We start from the raw sequence: 16420 nt of genomic DNA, 5'->3' as shown, positions 1-16420 counted from the left end.
TGCAGACGACGCTACCTCAGGCATTTTGCGACGACAACAAAAAGGCGATGGCATGCCAGAAATTAAGATCGTCACGGAGGTCGCGGGACGCATCTGCGCAACTCCCGTGCAAGTTGGAGGAACCGTCGCGGATGGTGATGACGTTGTGGTGGTCGAAGCGATGAAGATGGAGATCCCGGTGCCCTCACCCGCGAACGGCACGATCAAATCGCTTCTGGTCAAGGTCGACGACGTCGTTGCCGAGGGACAGGCGATCGCGATCGTCGCGAGTTAAACACGTTGTCCTTCGTTTCCGCGACAATCTGTCAGTCGCATTCCTGCGTGCGCGGTGCGGCGTTGCCATCGCTTGATCGCGGTGACATGATCGGTTTCAAACAAAACGTTGTTTCAAACAAAGAACGAAAATCCTCGCGCCAAAGCGAGGATCATTGGAGGGAAACATGCTTCGTGGGCTGCTCGTGCTCGCACCTGCCTTGGTGGCGGGCATTTCTTTTGCGTCTACACGCTATTCGTTTGCCGAAGACACCAAGCTGCCGGCGACATTGACGTTCACCGCCTATGACACCGGCACCGCCGGCTTCAACATCGCGGTCGGCGTCGGCAAGATGATGAAGGACAAATACGGCACCGACGTCCGCGTGCTGCCCGCAGGCAACGACGTTGCCCGCCTCGCGCCGCTGCGCGCCAAGCGCGCGGCTTCCGCAGCGATGGGATCGGGCACCTATTTCGCGCAGGAAGGCGTGTTCGAGTTCGGCTCGAAGGAATGGGGTCCGCAGCCGCTGCAGATCCTGCTCTCGTCCGTCGACTGCAATTGCGGCTCGCTCGCGGTCGCCGCCGACACCGGCGTGAAGGAGCTGAAGGACCTCAAGGGCAAGCGCGTCGGCTTCGTGGTCGGCTCGCCTGCGCTGAACCAGAACTCGCTCGCGGTGCTCGCCTTCGCCGGGCTGACCAAGAACGACGTCAAGGCCGTCGAGTTCGCGAGCTACGGCGCGATGTGGAAGAGGCCTGATCAACAACGACGTCGACGCCGCCTTCGGCACCACCATCACCGGTCCCGCCAAGGAGGCCGAGACCTCGCCGCGCGGCCTGACCTGGCCGCCGCTGCCCGCCAAGGACAAGGAAGGCTGGGCGCGGATGCAGAAGGTCGGCTCGTTCTTCTTCCCGCAGCTTGCCACCTGCGGCGCCGGCATCTCGCCGGAGAAGCCGGTCGAGCTCGGCAACTACCCTTACCCGATCTTCGTCGCCTATGCCTCGCAACCGGCCGACCAGGTCTACGCCATCACCAAGGCGATGATCGTCAACTACGACGCCTTCAAGGATTCCGCGCCCGGCGCCGGCGGGCTCGCGGCCGACCGCCAGACCAAGAACTGGGTGGTGCCGGTGCATCCCGGTGCGGTGAAAGCGCTGAAGGAAGCCGGACAATGGAGCGATGCGCAGGAGGCGCACAACAACCAGCTGATCAAGCGCCAGGAAGTGCTCGGCGCAGCCTGGAGCGAATACGGCAAGTCCAATCCGCCGTCGGACGACAAGGCGTTCCTCGACGGCTGGATGAAGGCCCGCGCGGCGGCGCTGGCGAAAGCCGGCATGCCGAATGGGTTCGAGGAATAGAGCGAGATGCTGTCGGGCTTGATCGCTGCCCCGCGAGAAGTGCGCCCCTTCTCCCGCGTGCGAGAGAGGGTTGGGGAAAGGGTGTCTCCACGGTGGGATTCCCCCAGAGGAGAAAGCCCTCACCCGGCGCTGCGCGCCAACCTCTCCCGCACGCGGGAGAGGTTGATGAGCCTGCGGCGCGACCGCTTCAACCAACAATCGTTCGCCTAGTCGCGACTTTGCAGCCCACGTCCGGGATCGATCATGTCTGCTTCAATCTCCAGCGGCCCCCAGGACGAAGCCAGGCGCGTCGAATTCGCAGATCCGCATCTCGGCGCCGCCGCTGACTTGCAGGAGGCGGAGGTCACGCGCGTGCGCACCCTGAAGGGCGCGTGGCGCTGGGTGCTGATGGCGGCCACGGCGGCCACCATTCTGTTGTGTGTGAACCAGCAATTCTCGCTGCGGTTCTTCATCGACTACACCCAGCTCAACACCGAATATTTCTATCTGTTGATCGCGTTGATGCTGCCGTTCACCTTCCTGATCTTCCCGGGGTCGGACAAGGCGCCGCTCGACCGCATCCCCTGGCATGACCTTGCGCTGTTCGCGGCGACCTTCGGCTCGGCGATCTGGCTGATGCTCAATATCCGCAAGGCGGCGCAGCTCGGCTGGGAGTTCGACGGCGCGCCCACCAACGTCATCGCGGCCGGGCTCGTGATGTGGTTCGTGCTGATGGAGGCGCTGCGGCGCACCGGCGGCTGGAGCCTGCTGCTCAGCGTGCTGCCCTTCACGCTCTATCCGCTGTTTGCGGATTCGAGCTGGCTCGGGCCGTTCCGCGGCACGCAATCGACGCTGCAGCAGACGACCTCCTATCACATGCTCTCAGGCGAGAGCCTGCTCGGCATTCCCATTCAGGCCTTCGCCGATACCGTGATCGGCTTTTTGGTGTTCGGCACCGCGCTGATGATGACGGGCGCCGGAAAATTCTTCATCAATATCGCGTTCGCGATGTGCGGCACCTTCCGCGGCGGCGCGGCAAAGGTCTGTGTGTTCGCATCCGGCCTGCTCGGCACCGTCGGCGGCAGCATCGTCTCCAACGTGCTGACCGCCGGCACGATGACGATCCCCGCGATGAAGAAGACCGGCTTCACGCCGTCCTATTCCGGCGCGATCGAGGCCTGTGCCTCGACCGGCGCGGTGCTGGCGCCACCGGTGCTGGGCGCCACGGCTTTCGTCATGGCGCAGTTCATGAACACAGGCTATGCCGACGTCGCGCTCGCCGCGACCATTCCCTCGATCCTCTATTATGTCGGCCTGTTCGCGCAGGTCGACGCCTATGCCGCCCGCCACAAGCTGAAGGGCCTGCCGCGCGCCGAGCTGCCGCGGTTCTGGGATGCGTTCAAGGAGGGCTGGTACTATCTCTTCGTGATCGTCGTGCTCGTGGTGATGCTGCTCTACTTCAAGCGCGAGAGCCATGCGCCGTTCTATGCCTCCGTGCTGCTGGTGATCCTGCACCAATGGTCGGGTCCGGCGCGCTGGAAGCTCGGAAACACGCTCGTCCTCGCCGGCTCGATCGCGGCGACGGCCGCAATGTTCTGGTATGGCGTGCTCAACGCTGCGCTGTGGGGCATGTGCCTGCTGGCGGCGCTGAACGAATTCTTCCCCGGCAAGAATTGGGGCGGCGCTCGCTGGTTGCAATTCCTCGAGCTCAACGGCAAGACGTTCGTCGAGCTGATCGCGATCCTCGCCGGCTGCGGCCTGTTGATCGGTGCCTTCTCGCTGACCGGCGTGATCTCGAGCCTTGCCAACGATTTGCTCAGCATCGCGGGCGGCGATGCCTTCCTGCTGCTGATCATGTGCGCAATCACCAGCCTGATCCTCGGGCTCGGGCTGACCACGACCTCCTGCTACATTTTCCTCGCCATCCTGGTCGCGCCCGCACTGGAGAAGCTCGGGCTGAACAAGATGGCGGTGCACATGTTCATCTTCTACTGGGGCATGCTGTCCTCGATCACCCCGCCGGTGGCGATCGCCTCTTTCGCCGCGGCCGGCATCGCCGGTGCGCCGGCGATGAAGACGGGCTGGGAGAGCATGTGGGTGGGCAGCATCATCTACTTCATCCCGTTCTTCTTCGTGCTCAACCCGGCGCTGCTGCTCCAGGGCAGCAATCCTTATCTGGAGGCGCTTGGACTCACGGGACTTGCCTGTTTCGGCATCCTCTTCATCTGCGGCGGCATCCAGGGCTACCAGTCCTTCGTCGGCGACTTGCGCCGCGCCGGGATACTGGAATGGCCGATCCGCGTGCTGCTCGTGATCGGCGGCTTCGTGGTCGCCACACCCGGCGGCGGCATCATGCCGTTGTCGCAGATGCAGGTGACGCTGCTGGGCCTTAGCATCCTGCTGCCGACGATCCTGATCGCGCTTCTCCTGGTCCGGCGCCAGCCTGTGATGCCGGACGGGTTGCGCGTGCCCTGATTGCGTTGCACAAGGGAGGCGATGAAACCGCTCTCGCCTCTCGCCACCGCCTGGACCCGTTCGAAGCCGCCCTTGCTGCGGTTTCTGGACAATTGCCTTAGCGAATTCTCGGCCGAGACGTCAGGCCATGTCGCCGATTACATCCCCGAGCTCGGCAAGGCCGATCCTGCCTATTTCGGCATCAGTCTGGCGACGCTGGACGGCCACGTCTATGAAGTCGGCGACAGCCGGGTGCCCTTCACCATCCAGTCGATGTCGAAGCCCTTCGTGTTCGCGCTGGCGCTGGACCTGCTCGGCGCCGGCAAGGTCGAAGGCGCGATCGGCGTCGAGCCCTCCGGCGATCCCTTCAACTCGATCCGGCTGAATTCCGAGAACCATCCGTTCAATCCGATGGTCAATGCCGGCGCGATCGCCTGCACCGGGCTGATCTACGACAGCAAGGGTACCGACGCCTTCGAGCAGATTCGCCTTGCGCTCAGCCGTTTTGCGGGACGCGATCTCTCTGTCGACGAAGCGGTCTATGCTTCCGAAAGCCAGACCGGCGACCGTAACCGAGCCATCGGCTATCTGCTCAAGACCAACGCGGTGATCTCGGACAATGTCGCGGGCGTGCTCGACGTCTATTTCCGCCAATGCGCCGTGCTGGTCACCGCGCGCGACATCGCGGTGATGGCGGCGACGCTCGCCAATCGCGGCATCAATCCCGTCACCGGCGAGCAGGTGCTGAGCGCTTACGCGATCTCGCGTACCCTTTCCGTGATGACGTCCTCGGGCATGTACGACTATGCCGGCGAATGGATCTACCGCATCGGCATCCCCGCCAAGAGCGGTGTCGGCGGCGGCATCCTGGCGGCGCTCCCTGCCCGCCTCGGCCTCGGCAGCTATTCACCGAAGCTCGACAAGCACGGCAACAGCGTGCGCGGCATCAAGGTCTGCGAGGCGCTGTCCTCGCATTACGACCTGCACATGCTCAACCGCAGCGACGACGCGCGCAACGCCGTCATCGCGGACTACGATATCGGCAGGAGCCCGTCACGCCGCGTGCGCCGCCCGCAGGAGCGCGAGATCCTGGCGGCCCACGAGCAGGAGGTCCGGATCATCGAGCTGGTCGGCACGCTGTCGCTGTCGGCGGTCGATTACGTCTCGCGCCGGCTTGCCGGACGACCGCGGCCGCAATTCGTGATCTTCGATCTTCACCGCGTGACCTCAACTACACGCGCCGGCGCACGGCTGGTGGCCGAAGCGTTCGAGGAGCTTGCCGCACTGAACGTGACCGTCGTGCTGTCAGGCGTCCGGCGCGCCTCCAAGGAATGGAACAGCTTGCGGGAATGGACCGCCGAACTGAAGAACGTCCGCGACTTCTATTTGCTCGACACGGCGATCGAATGGGCCGAAGACCAGATCGTCTATCGCTACGGCGGCTCGATCGATTTTCACGAGACCACCGAGCTTGCCGAGCAGCCCCTGTTGAGCGGGCTGAGCGAGGAAGAGCTGACCGATCTCGCCTCGCTCTGCACCATCAGGACCTATCAATCCGGCGCGAAGATTCTCACGGCCGGCGAACCCGCCGACGCCCTTTACTTCCTGCGCAGCGGCGCCGTGCATGTCACGCTGCCCGACGGCGTCAGGCTGGCGACGCTCACCGCCGGCATGGCGTTCGGCGAGATGGCGCTGCTGGAGCAGACCCGCTCCGCCGACGTGTTCGCCGACATGGCCGCGACGGCATGCGAGGTGCCGCTGAAGGATTTCGAGCGCTTCCGCAAGCAGCACCCCCGCGCCAGCGAATGTATCATGCGCAACCTGGCCCAGCTCCTGGCCGACCGCCTGATCGTCGCCAACGCCAAGGTGGATATTCTGACCTCGACGTAATGAACGCCGACGTTGCTCCCCAAGAAGTCGTCATGCCCGGGCTTGTCCCGGGCATCCACGTTCTTCGTACCGCTTGGCAAGACGTGGATGGCCGGGACAAGCCCGGCCATGACGCCGGAGTTCCCAGCTCACGCTTACCGGCTCGCCGCTTCGCTGATACGTCGCTTGATCTTGGCGGCACTGGCATCGAGCAGCGCGGATGGCTGCTGGCCGGTGGCGGCGCACAGGCAGGCCCAGTAGTAGACGACATCGCCGAGCTCTTCGACGAGACCCGCCTTGTCGAGCCAATCGTCACGCAAGAGCTTCTTGATGTGCTCGGCGACTTCGCCCGCCTCACCGGCAAGGCCGAGGCCGAGGTAGGACAGCCGCTCGTTGGACGGATGCTCTTCGACTTTGGCAATGGTTGCGGCCCAGGCCGCATATTCATCGATCGTCATCGGCATTCCCCGCCGCTTGCGTCGATTCAGCCCACCACCTCGGTGACGGGCTGGAGATCGATCTCGAAGGTCTCCAGGAACTTTGACGTCATGATGTAGAAGCCGACCGAGAGCTGGAGCTCGACCAGCGCGGCTGGCGTCAGCTTCGATGCGATCGCCCTGAAGGTCGCATCCGTCGGTTTCTTCAGATTCACGATCTCGTCGGTGAAGGCGAGCGCGGCGCGCTGCACCTCGTTGAAGCAGGATGCTGCCTGCCAGTTCTCGAGCGCCTCGTTCTGCTCGTCGGTGACGCCGACATTCTTGCCGATGCGCTTGTGCGCGACGATCTCATAGGGTGCCTCGCACAGGATGCCGGTGCGGGTGATCGCAAGCTCGCGCACGATCGGATCGAGCTCGCCCTTGTGGCGGACGGCGCCGCCGAGGCGGCAATATTGCTCAAAGTAGCTCGGCGAATGCGCCATCATCCGGAAGATGTTGGCATGACGGTTCTTGTCGAGGATTTCGCGGGTGCGGTCGGATGCCTTGGACGGGTCGCTGTACTGAATGCGGGCCATGATTTTCCTGAAGTTTTCCCTGATCTTTTGATGCTTCTTGTCGCCACCGGCGCAGGTTTCCGCAGACTCTATTCGCGGGTGGACGCAGGAGCAACATCATCGAGTCAAATTGCCGCCGCATTGCTGATCGACCCTGACACAGTCGATATTCGCCGCGTGGGGACAAATCGCGGCGGATACTCGCAAGGGGTGTTCCGAGTAAAAACAATTGGCCGTCGTGTGCGCTAACCGCGCCACGATGAGTCACGCCCAGGTCTAGGGAGAAAACGGCATGAAGGAAGCCACCAAGGGGGCGGCCTCGGGAGCGCTCGCGCATATGCTGGCGGTGACGGCGATGCTCGTCATCGCCAGCATCTTGTTCTACGGGCGTTAGTTCGAGTTTTAAGCGTTTTCGTCATTCCGGGGTGGCCCTCGCACAGGCCAAGCCCAGAATACCCGTTCCAGGCTCGGTCCTATGACCGCCCCCGAATGACGGATCCCACTATTTGGCCTTGTCCTTGGCAAAGTACGGCACGAGCTTTCCGGCGAACGGCTTAAAGCTCGCGACAACCGAATCGCCGATGGCGATTCCGTTGTCACCATGCGCCATCATGCGAAAACCCTCGGCGCAATCGACCAGCACAATGTTGTAGGGCACATGCGCGCGCGTCTCGGGCGTGGCGGCGCGGCAGACCAGCGAGGTCGCGTACACCCTGCCCTTGCCGCTGGCGCGCGCCTCGCGCGGGTCCGATTCGCCACAAGCCGCGCAGAAGGCGCGGTAGTAATACTGTACATGCCCGCATGAGCTACAGGTCTGGTAGGTGATGGCCTCTTCGCCCGTGGTCCAGTCCGCCACACGATCGCTCATCGCACCCGCTCCAGGAACATGCTCACGTGAGACGACAGCACGCCGCCGTCGCCATGCAGCAGCGCGATCGAGGCATCGCGCACCTGGCGGGTCGCCGCCCGCCCCGTCATCTGCAAATGCGCCTCGACCAGGTGCGCCATGGCGCCGCCGACGCCGCAATGGCCGTAACTGAGCAGGCCGCCATGGGTATTCAGCGGCATCGCGCCGTCGCGGCCGAAATGGCCGGCGCGCACACGCGCGCCGCCGCCTCGCCGCGGCCGGCGAGCCCGAGGTCTTCCAGTAGCATCGCGAGCGTAATCGTAAAGCTGTCGTAGATCGCGGCATAGCGCACGTCGGAAATCGCCAGACCCGTGGCCTGCTTCGCGCGGGCGATGGATATCTCGGCGCCGAGCTCGCTGAGGGCGGGCGCTGCCGTGACATGCTGATGCGTGTGGGCCTGGGCGCAGCCGCGGATGCGCACGCCCGCTTCCCCGGTCCGCTCTCGGCTGACGACGAAGGCCGCGCCGCCGTCGGAGACCGGGCAGCAATCGAGCAGCTTGAGCGGCAGCGCCACCGGTTTCGAGGCCATGACGTCGGCGACCGTGATGGGATCGTGGAATTGCGCGCCGGGATGGCTGCAGGCGTGCCCGCGCATCAGCACCGCGAACACCCCGAGGTCTTCTTCGGTCACGCCGTATTCGTGCATGTAGCGCGTGGCGACCAGGCCGTAATAGGCCGGGATGGTCGGTCCCAGCGGCACCTCGTAGTCGGCATGACCAACCTGCGCCAGCGCCTGGATCGAGGCATCGCGGCTCTGCCCGGTGAGCCGGTTCTCGCCGGCGACGACGAGCACGTGTTTTGCGACGCCTGCTTCCACGAGATGATGGGCGAGCATTGTCATGGCGAGGCCGGTGGCGCCACCGACCTGCACGGCGTGGGCGTAGGACGGGCGGATGCCAAAATGCTCGGCGAAGACGGTGGCGAGCATGATGTGCGGGGAGACGGTGGAATAGCCGCAGAGGATGCCGTCGATGTCGGTACGCTTGAGGCCGGCATCGTCGAGCGCGGCTTGCGCCGCTTGGCTCATCAGGTCGAGCGAGGACGAGCCTTCGTGCTTGCCGAAAGGCGTGAGGCCGACGCCGGTGATGAAGCTCATGATGCCCCTCCCTATTCGGGCGCCGTGCGCGTGACGCCATCGCGGACCATCGCCGCGATCTCGTCGGCGGAGTAGCCGATCTCACGAAGAATCTCCGCGCCGTGCTCGTTGAGCCGTGGCGCCAGCCGCACCGGCTCGGCCTCGGTCTCCGACCAGGTCGCCGTCACCTTCATGCTGCGGATCGGACCTTCGGTCGGATGGCTCACCACCGGGAAAAAGCCGGTCGCCTCCAGATGCGGATCGTGCAGGATCGACGCGAGATCGTGCATCGGCATCACAGGCACGTCGGCCTTCGTCAGCAGATCGATCCACTCCGCCGTGGTACGCGTCTCGAAGATGCGGGCGAGCTCGGCATAGACGATGTCGATATTGGCGGCGCGGCCGGCAAAGGTTGCAAATTTGGGATCGGCGCGCAGGTCGTCGCGTCCCGTGGCCTTGAAAAAATTCTCCCATTGCTTGTCGTTGTAGACGATGACGCTGAGATAGCCGTCAGAGGTCTTGTACGGCCTGCGGTCGCGCGAGAGATGGCGGGCATAGCCGCCCTTGTCGAGCGGCGGCTCATAGGTCAGCCCGCCCATGTGATCGCCCATGACGAAGCCGGCCATGGTCTCGAACATCGGAATGTCGACGCGCTGGCCGCGGCCGGTGCGGTCGCGGTGCACGAGGCTGGCGCAGATCGCGCCGACCGCGGTGATGCCAACGATGCGGTCCACGAGCGCGTTCGGCACATAGCGCGGCACGCCGTCCCCGGTCTGCGCCATCAGCGCCGGCAACGCGGTGGCGCCCTGGATCAGGTCGTCGTAAGCGGGTTTTGCAGCATAAGGGCCGTCCTGGCCGAAGCCGAACACGCCGGCATAGACCAGGCGCGGGTTGACGGCGGAGACGACGTCGTAGCCGAGCTGCAGCCGCGCCATGGCCTGGGGGCGGACGTTGTAGACCAAGACGTCGGCGTCCTTCAGAAGCCGCAGCACGGCTTCGCGCCCCGCAGGCTTCTTCAGATCGAGGCAGATCGAGCGCTTGCTGCGGTTGGTGTTGAGGAACACCGGACCCATGCCGGCGTGACGCATCGGTCCGATCAGACGGGTGACGTCGCCGTCCAGCGACTCCACCTTGATGACGTCGGCACCGTAGTCCCCGAGCATCTGGGTCGCATAGGGCCCCATCAGCACGGTGGTCATGTCGATGACCTTGATGCCCTTCAGCGGCCCCATCGTTCGCTCCCGATTACGCGGGGCTCACATGCCCGGCGATTTCGGTCCAGCTAAGGACAGTGGCGCCGCGCGCGCAAGGGCGGCCGGCGTATGGCGGCATGCACCGCGCGGCAATATCGGCTGCTATTTCTTCTGGCGGGATTCCCGGATCTTCAGGAGCCGCTCGAGCTCGTCGTTCTGCTGGTTGATGCGGTCGGCGATGCGCGACTCGTTCTGCTCGCCGGAAGCGGCAGCGGCCTGCTCGATGAGCTGGCGGATATTGTCCTCGAGGATCGCGATACGATCGTTGAGTGCTTCGAGGGAGAGAGAGTCTTCGTAGGCATTGCTCATGATGCGCGTCTCGTCTTTCAATCAGGAGCCGTAGGGTGGGCAAAGCGCAGCGTGCCCACCATGATCTAGCGCAAGGAAAAAGGTGGGCATGGCGCTTTCGCGCCCTTGCCCACCCTACGAGAGCCTACTTGAGCGGCTCGAGCACCGAAACATAGTTGGCGACGGCCGCCCCGCCCATGTTGAAGATGCCGCCGAGCTTGGCGTTCTTGAGCTGCATGCCCTCGGGCGCCTGCCCTGCGAGCTGCATCGCGGTCATCACATGCATGGAGACGCCGGTGGCACCGATCGGATGGCCCTTGGCCTTCAGGCCGCCGGACGGATTGACCGGCAGCTTGCCGTCCTTCAGCGTCCAGCCTTCCTTGATGGCACGGGCACCCTGCCCCTTCGGCGTCAGGCCCATGGCTTCGTACTCGATCAGCTCGGCAACCGTGAAGCAGTCATGGGTCTCGACGAAGGAGAGATCGGACAGCGTGACACCGGCCTTCTCCAGCGCGCGCTGCCAGGCGACCGTGCAGCCCTCGAACTGCAGGATGTCGCGCTTGGACATCGGCAGGAAGTCCTGGGCGTGCGCAGTGGCGCGGAAGCCGATCGACTTGGTCATGCCCTTGGCCGTCTCGGCATCGGCCAGCACCAGAGCGGCGGCACCGTCGGAGACCAGCGAGCAGTCGGTGCGCTTCAGGGGGCCGGCGACGTAAGGGTTCTTCTCGCTCTCGGCGCGGCAGAAGTCGAAGCCAAAGTCCTTGCGCATCTGGGCGAAGGGATTGGCGACGCCGTTCTTGTGGTTCTTGGCCGCGATCAGCGCCAGCGCATCGGACTGGTCGCCGTATTTCTGGAAATAGGAGCTGGCGATCTTGCCGAACACGCCGGCGAAGCCGCCGACCGTGTCGCCGTCTTCGGGCAGGTAGGACGCCTTGAGCAGGTTCTTGCCGATCTCCGGGCCCGGCGTGCGCGTCATCTGCTCGACGCCGACGACCAACACGATCTTGGCAGCCCCTGCGGCAATCGCGCGCAGGCCCTGGTGCACGGCGGCAGATCCCGTGGCGCAAGCGTTCTCGACGCGGGTCGCCGGCTTGAAGCGCAGCTTGGGGTCGGCCTGCAGCACCAGCGACGCCGTGAAATCCTGGGGCGAGAAGCCGGCGTTGAAGTGGCCGAGCACGATCTCGTCGACGTCGGAGGCCGAAATGCCGGCATCGGCGAGCGCCTCATTGGCGACGCGGGTGACGAGGCTTTCGACGGTTTCAGTGTCGAACTTGCCGAACGGCGTATGCGCCCATCCGACGATGCTGGCGGTCATGGTCGTCTCTCCCTGCAGGTCTTGTCCTGAGCTAAGTCTTAGCCCAGGGATGACAAGACTTCACGCGGCTTTCAGCGCCTTGAGGGTCCGCTCGCAGATGGCAGTTATGCCGGCCCAGTTCCCGGCCCGGATCTCCCCTGTCGGGCACAGCCAGGACCCGCCGACCGCAACGACATTGGGTTCGGCCAGCCAGGTCGCGGCATTGGCCTCGCCCACCCCGCCGGTCGGGCAGAACCGCACGTTCGGGAACGGGCCGGCCAGGGCGCGCAGGCCCTTGATGCCGCCGGCCTGCTCCGCCGGGAAGAACTTTGCGACGTCGAAACCGTACGACAGCGCCAGCATCAGCTCGGAAGCCGTGGCGATGCCCGGCGCGAACGGCAAGGAGCTGTCGGTCGCGGCCTTGAGCAGATCGGGGGTCAGGCCCGGACTGATGCCGAACGCGACGCCAAGCTTCTCGACCCGGCTGAAGTCGGCCGGATTGAGAATGGTGCCGATGCCGACGACCGCCTCAGGGACCTCGTTCATCACCGCGCGCGCCGCCTCGATCGCAACGGGCGTGCGCAGGGTCACCTCCAGCGTGCGGACACCGCCGGCAACCAGCGCGCGCGCCAGCGGCACGGCGTCCTGGATGCGCTCGATGGTGAGGACGGGAATGACTGTCGCAGCCTTGAACAGCGCGACGAGATGGTTCTGTTGGGCAGCCGTGGTCATAGCTCTCGACTCATTTGGTCGCTGTTTACTTGCTGGCCTGGCGGGAGGCCGCCGGCCGGTGCCGCTTCTTCGGCGGCATGGCATAGCCCGGAATGATGGCGCCGGGATAGCAGATCACGAGGCTGGCGAGGCGATGTCCGGCCTCGGCCGCCTCGACCGGCTCGGCGCCGGCGAGCCGGGCCGCGATATAGGCGGCGGCGAAGCTGTCGCCGGCGGCGGTGGTATCGACCACGGGCTTGGTCATCGGCTCGGCGCGGACCTCGCTGGCGCCGCCGGGGTAGCGCAACAGGCTCACCGGCTCGGGCAGACGGAACACCAGCTCCGGGGTCGGGATGCGCGCCATCAGCTGGTCCTGACTTTCTCCGGGGTGCAGCGCGAGCAGGTCCTCGGTCGAGGTCAGCACGATGTCGGCGGCCGCGAAGGCGGTCGCAAACACCTCCCGCGCGATATCGCGGTCCGGCCAGCCGCGCGCGCGGAAATTGGTGTCGAACACGAAGCGGGTGCCGAGCAGGCGCGCGCGCTTGATCGCGCCGAACAGCCGATCGCGCCCCGCCGCGTCGTAGATCGAGAGCGTGATGGCGGAGAGATAGACGATGTCGTAGCTCATCAGCGAGTTGAGCAACTCGTCCGTCTCCGGCAAGCCCATCAGCTGGCGCGCGGCCGCACTGTCGCGCCAGTGGAAGAACTGGCGCTCGCCCCTGCCATCCGTCTGGATCATATAGAGGCCGGGCAGCTTGCCCGCGAGCCGCACGACACGCCTCGTGCCGACGCCTTCCGCATTCCAGGCCGCGACCATCTCATCGCTCAGGGCATCGTCGCCAAGCGCGGTGAGATAGTCGACCTTGACGTCCAGCCGGGCCAGATACACGGCCGTGTTGAGGGTGTCGCCGCCGAAGCCGCGTGAGTAGAGACCACCGCCCTGCCCGGCAGACGCGCCGCCCTGGGCCTGCCGGAGCTCGACCATGCATTCACCGATGCAAGCAACGCTCGCCATCATCAGGACCCGCTCAGTCGGAGGTCAGGCGACGAAATTGCCGCCGAGCTCGTCTTCGATGTGAATGCGGATGATATCGTCGAACGTCTTCTCGGCGGTGGTGAAGCCGAGCTCGCGCGACCGCCTGGCGTCGAAATTGCGCGGCCAGCCGCCGACGATGCCGACGATGAAGGGATCGGGCTCGCGCTTGATGCGCGCGGCGACTTTCTCGCCCGCGACCCGCTTCAAGGCGGCGATCTGCTCGCCGACCGTCGCCGACAGGCCGGGCATGGTCAGGTTGCGGCGCGGGCCGACGGTGGCGAGATCCATTGTGCCGGCGTGAAGCAGGAAGCCAACGGCCGAGCGCGGCGTGGCGTGCCAGTGGCGGACGTCCTCGGATACGGGAAGGACCGCTTCCTTGCCGGCCAGCGGCTCACGCAGGATGTTGGAGAAGAAGCCCGAGGCCGCCTTGTTGGGCAGGCCCGGCCGGATGCAGATGGTCGGCAGGCGGATGCCGATGCCGTCGAGGAAGCCGCGGCGGGAATAGTCGGCGAGCAGCAACTCTCCGATCGCCTTCTGGGTGCCGTAGCTGAGCAGCGGGGTATGGAAGAACTCATCGCCGATCGCATCGGGAAACGGCGCGCCGAACACCGCGATCGAGGACGTGAACACCACGCGCGGCTTGTAGCCGCCGCCCGCTAGGCGGATCGCATCGAGCAGCATCCGCGTGCCGTCGAGATTGATGCGATAGCCCTTGTCGAAGTCGAGCTCGGCCTCGCCGGAGACGATCGCGGCAAGATGGAAGATCACGTCGGGGCGGCCTGCGATCAGCTTCTCGGCGGCGCCCGGGACGGCGAAATCGCCCGACACGGTCTCGACCGGGAAACCGGCCTTCTCCGGCTTCTTCGGCTCGACCACGTCGTGCATGGTCAATTTCGTGATGTCGCTCTTGCCGAGCCGACCGTCGCGCAGCAGCCGTTCACAGAGTTTGCGGCCGACCATGCCGGCGGCGCCGAGAACCAGAATGTGCAAGAGCTCAACTCCTTCTTATTGGCCGGAGCGCGCCGCTCTTGAAACCCATTGGCGCGCCCCCGGCAAGCCCCGCGATCATTCCTTCACGGCGCCGGTCATCGCCGACACATAATGCTCCACGAAGAAGGCGTAAAGGATCACGAGCGGCAGCGAGCCGGCCAGCGCGCCCGCCATCAGCGAGCCCCAGCGGTAGATGTCACCGTCCACGAACTCGTTGACGATCGCGACCGGCACGGTCTTGTTGCTGGTCGATTGCAGGAACGTCAGGGCGTAGATGAACTCGTTCCAGCACAGCGTGAAGCAGAAGATGAAGGCCGAGATCAGGCCGGGAATTGCGAGCGGCAGCACGATCTTGATCAGGATCTGCCAGCGGCTCGCGCCGTCGATCAGCGCGCATTCCTCGAGCTCGAACGGGATGGTCTTGAAATAGCCCATCAACAGCCAGGTCGAGAACGGGATCAGGATGGTCGGATAGGTCAGGATCAGCGCCAGCGGCGAGTCGAACAGGCCGTACTGGAAAACGACCGTGGCGAGCGGAATGAACAGGATCGACGGCGGCACCAGATAGGCGAGGAAGATCAGCCCGCCGACCAGATTGGCCCCCTTGTAACGCAAGCGCACGATGGCGTAGGCCGCGAGCACGGATGCGATGATCGACAGGATCGTGGCGCAAACCGCGACGTACATCGTGTTCCAGAGCCAGTGCGGATAATAGCTCTCGAACAGCAGCTTGTAGAAATGCTTGAACGTCGGGCTCCAGGTCCAGAACGGGTTGTACTTGTCGAGATCGAGCAGCTGCTCGTCGGGCTTCACCGAGGTCAACGCCATCCAGTAGAACGGGAACAGCAGGACGACGACGATGATCGTGAGCGGCAGATACAGCGTCACCAGCCTGCGCGGCACCGACTGCAGATAGCTCATGCCCTCGCTGTGATCGGCCGTGGGCCCCGAGCCCGACAGCACGCTCTTGAGATCGATGGATCTGGTGGGCAGGTCAGTCATTGCTCTCTCCCTGCTGCCACTTGCGACGCTGCAGGCCGAACCACGAGACCATGATCGCGGCAAGCAGGAACGGGATCATCGCGCTGGAGATCGCGGCGCCCTCGCCGAGCTGCCCGGCGATGATCGCGCGCTGATATGACAGGGTCGCCATCAGGTGGGTGGCGTTGACCGGCCCGCCCCGCGTCATCGCCCAGATCAGCTGGAAGTCGGTGAAGGTGAAGAGCACGGAGAAGGTCATCACGACGGCGATGATCGGCGTCAGCAGCGGATAGGTGATGTAGCGGAAATTCTGCCAGCGCGTGGCGCCGTCGAGCGTTGCGGCTTCATAGAGCGACGGCGACACCGTCTGCAGGCCCGCGAGCAGCGTGATCGCCACGAAGGGCACGCCGCGCCAGATATTAGCGAAGATCACGCAAATGCGTGCCCAGGTCGTGTCGCCGAGGAAGTTGATGTTCTGGTTGATCAGGCCGAGATGCTTCAGCGACCAGGAAATGATGGAGAATTGCGAGTCGAAGATCCACCAGAACGCCAGCGCCGAGAGCACCGTCGGCACGATGAACGGAATCAGCACCATCGCGCGCAGCATCGCCTTGAACGGCATGTTCTCGTTCAGCAGCAGCGCGAGGTAGAGGCCGATCGCGAATTTGAGGGCGCTGGCGACGAAGGTGTAGAGCAGCGTGTTGAACACCGACAGCCAGAAGATGGAATCGTCCCACAACCATTCATAGTTCTCGGTGGCGACGAAGTGCCCGACCCTGCCGATACGCGTGTCGGTGAAGGACAGCCAGATGCCGAGCCCGAGCGGATAGGCCAGGAAGAAGATCAGGAAGGCCATGGCCGGCACCATGAACCAGAAGCCGAGCCAGTTGCGATTGTGTTTGAGCTGGACCCAGGCGCTGTCCTCGCTCATCTGAGGCTTGGCCCGGGGAATTGCGACATCAGCCATGCCCGATATCCCTGATC

Annotated in this window: 14 protein-coding genes and 2 pseudogenes; 4 read left to right on the top strand and 12 right to left on the bottom strand. The window is 64.8% G+C overall.

All coding sequences use genetic code 11. The features are described from left to right. Window positions 1-52: 52 nt before the first annotated feature. The 4 genes and pseudogenes from AB7M16_RS35855 (at window position 53) to glsA (ending at window position 5931) form a co-directional block, all read left to right on the top strand. Entirely contained in the window at window positions 53-274 is a 222-nt protein-coding gene (locus tag AB7M16_RS35855) for a biotin/lipoyl-containing protein (protein ID WP_453946856.1), read from the top strand. 166 nt (window positions 275-440) lie between these two features. Continuing rightward, window positions 441-1608 (top strand): annotated as a pseudogene (locus tag AB7M16_RS35850) (TAXI family TRAP transporter solute-binding subunit). A 243-nt stretch (window positions 1609-1851) separates the two neighbouring features. Next, window positions 1852-4062, top strand: coding sequence for a TRAP transporter permease (locus tag AB7M16_RS35845; protein ID WP_453946855.1), 2211 nt, complete (start codon window positions 1852-1854; stop codon window positions 4060-4062). Window positions 4063-4083: 21 nt separating this feature from the next. Further along, a complete protein-coding gene (glsA, locus tag AB7M16_RS35840; protein WP_453946854.1) occupies window positions 4084-5931 on the top strand; it encodes a glutaminase A in 1848 nt (615 codons plus the stop codon). 134 nt (window positions 5932-6065) lie between these two features. Here glsA and AB7M16_RS35835 read toward each other — a convergent pair whose 3' ends face one another. The 12 genes and pseudogenes from AB7M16_RS35835 to AB7M16_RS35780 all read right to left on the bottom strand — a co-directional run bounded on the left by AB7M16_RS35835 (window position 6066) and on the right by AB7M16_RS35780 (window position 16367). Then, complete coding sequence (locus AB7M16_RS35835) at window positions 6066-6368, bottom strand: nucleoside triphosphate pyrophosphohydrolase family protein (RefSeq protein WP_172786333.1); 303 nt, start codon at window positions 6366-6368, stop codon at window positions 6066-6068. A 26-nt stretch (window positions 6369-6394) separates the two neighbouring features. Then, window positions 6395-6922, bottom strand: a complete 528-nt coding sequence (locus tag AB7M16_RS35830; RefSeq protein ID WP_453946852.1) for a carboxymuconolactone decarboxylase family protein — start codon at window positions 6920-6922, stop codon at window positions 6395-6397. Window positions 6923-7403: 481 nt separating this feature from the next. Then, window positions 7404-7769: a Zn-ribbon domain-containing OB-fold protein gene (locus AB7M16_RS35825; RefSeq protein ID WP_453946851.1), complete on the bottom strand. Its 366-nt coding sequence runs from the start codon at window positions 7767-7769 to the stop codon at window positions 7404-7406. Beyond that, a pseudogene (locus AB7M16_RS35820) lies at window positions 7766-8904 on the bottom strand (thiolase family protein). The gene AB7M16_RS35825 and the pseudogene AB7M16_RS35820 overlap by 4 nt, the downstream one beginning before the upstream one ends. An 11-nt stretch (window positions 8905-8915) precedes the next feature. Further along, complete coding sequence (locus AB7M16_RS35815) at window positions 8916-10115, bottom strand: CaiB/BaiF CoA transferase family protein (RefSeq protein ID WP_453946850.1); 1200 nt, start codon at window positions 10113-10115, stop codon at window positions 8916-8918. A 123-nt stretch (window positions 10116-10238) separates the two neighbouring features. After that, a complete protein-coding gene (locus AB7M16_RS35810; protein WP_018645722.1) occupies window positions 10239-10445 on the bottom strand; it encodes a hypothetical protein in 207 nt (68 codons plus the stop codon). 124 nt (window positions 10446-10569) lie between these two features. Next, the gene (locus tag AB7M16_RS35805) at window positions 10570-11739 is read right to left on the bottom strand and encodes an acetyl-CoA acetyltransferase (protein ID WP_172786327.1); all 1170 of its coding nucleotides are present in this window, start codon (window positions 11737-11739) and stop codon (window positions 10570-10572) included. 60 nt (window positions 11740-11799) lie between these two features. Next, on the bottom strand, window positions 11800-12450 hold the full coding sequence (gene eda, locus AB7M16_RS35800; RefSeq protein ID WP_453946849.1) for a bifunctional 4-hydroxy-2-oxoglutarate aldolase/2-dehydro-3-deoxy-phosphogluconate aldolase: 651 nt from the start codon (window positions 12448-12450) through the stop codon (window positions 11800-11802). A 25-nt stretch (window positions 12451-12475) separates the two neighbouring features. Then, window positions 12476-13444: a sugar kinase gene (locus AB7M16_RS35795; RefSeq protein ID WP_453947314.1), complete on the bottom strand. Its 969-nt coding sequence runs from the start codon at window positions 13442-13444 to the stop codon at window positions 12476-12478. A gap of 24 nt (window positions 13445-13468) precedes the next feature. Continuing rightward, complete coding sequence (denD, locus tag AB7M16_RS35790; RefSeq protein ID WP_172786325.1) at window positions 13469-14455, bottom strand: D-erythronate dehydrogenase; 987 nt, start codon at window positions 14453-14455, stop codon at window positions 13469-13471. 75 nt (window positions 14456-14530) lie between these two features. Beyond that, window positions 14531-15457 (bottom strand): carbohydrate ABC transporter permease, encoded by a 927-nt coding sequence (locus tag AB7M16_RS35785; protein ID WP_453946848.1) that lies wholly within the window; start codon window positions 15455-15457, stop codon window positions 14531-14533. Next, window positions 15450-16367, bottom strand: coding sequence for a carbohydrate ABC transporter permease (locus AB7M16_RS35780; protein ID WP_453947313.1), 918 nt, complete (start codon window positions 16365-16367; stop codon window positions 15450-15452). The genes AB7M16_RS35785 and AB7M16_RS35780 overlap by 8 nt, the downstream gene beginning before the upstream one ends. Window positions 16368-16420: the final 53 nt, after the last annotated feature.

The organism is Bradyrhizobium sp. USDA 372, assembly GCF_053629095.1.
This window is presented reverse-complemented; position numbering and strand designations above follow the sequence as displayed.

Bases quoted from the DNA above. Each gene is read 5' to 3' on its own strand.
- AB7M16_RS35845 (WP_453946855.1), top strand. From the start codon at position 1,852: ATGTCTGCTTCAATCTCCAGCGGCCCCCAGGACGAAGCCAGGCGCGTC.
- AB7M16_RS35780 (WP_453947313.1), bottom strand. From the start codon at position 16,367: ATGAGCGAGGACAGCGCCTGGGTCCAGCTCAAACACAATCGCAACTGG.
- glsA (WP_453946854.1), top strand. From the start codon at position 4,084: ATGAAACCGCTCTCGCCTCTCGCCACCGCCTGGACCCGTTCGAAGCCG.
- AB7M16_RS35825 (WP_453946851.1), bottom strand. From the start codon at position 7,769: ATGAGCGATCGTGTGGCGGACTGGACCACGGGCGAAGAGGCCATCACC.
- AB7M16_RS35855 (WP_453946856.1), top strand. From the start codon at position 53: ATGCCAGAAATTAAGATCGTCACGGAGGTCGCGGGACGCATCTGCGCA.
- AB7M16_RS35785 (WP_453946848.1), bottom strand. From the start codon at position 15,457: ATGACTGACCTGCCCACCAGATCCATCGATCTCAAGAGCGTGCTGTCG.
- AB7M16_RS35830 (WP_453946852.1), bottom strand. From the start codon at position 6,922: ATGGCCCGCATTCAGTACAGCGACCCGTCCAAGGCATCCGACCGCACC.
- AB7M16_RS35795 (WP_453947314.1), bottom strand. From the start codon at position 13,444: ATGGCGAGCGTTGCTTGCATCGGTGAATGCATGGTCGAGCTCCGGCAG.
- AB7M16_RS35810 (WP_018645722.1), bottom strand. From the start codon at position 10,445: ATGAGCAATGCCTACGAAGACTCTCTCTCCCTCGAAGCACTCAACGAT.
- AB7M16_RS35805 (WP_172786327.1), bottom strand. From the start codon at position 11,739: ATGACCGCCAGCATCGTCGGATGGGCGCATACGCCGTTCGGCAAGTTC.
- eda (WP_453946849.1), bottom strand. From the start codon at position 12,450: ATGACCACGGCTGCCCAACAGAACCATCTCGTCGCGCTGTTCAAGGCT.
- AB7M16_RS35835 (WP_172786333.1), bottom strand. From the start codon at position 6,368: ATGACGATCGATGAATATGCGGCCTGGGCCGCAACCATTGCCAAAGTC.
- AB7M16_RS35815 (WP_453946850.1), bottom strand. From the start codon at position 10,115: ATGGGGCCGCTGAAGGGCATCAAGGTCATCGACATGACCACCGTGCTG.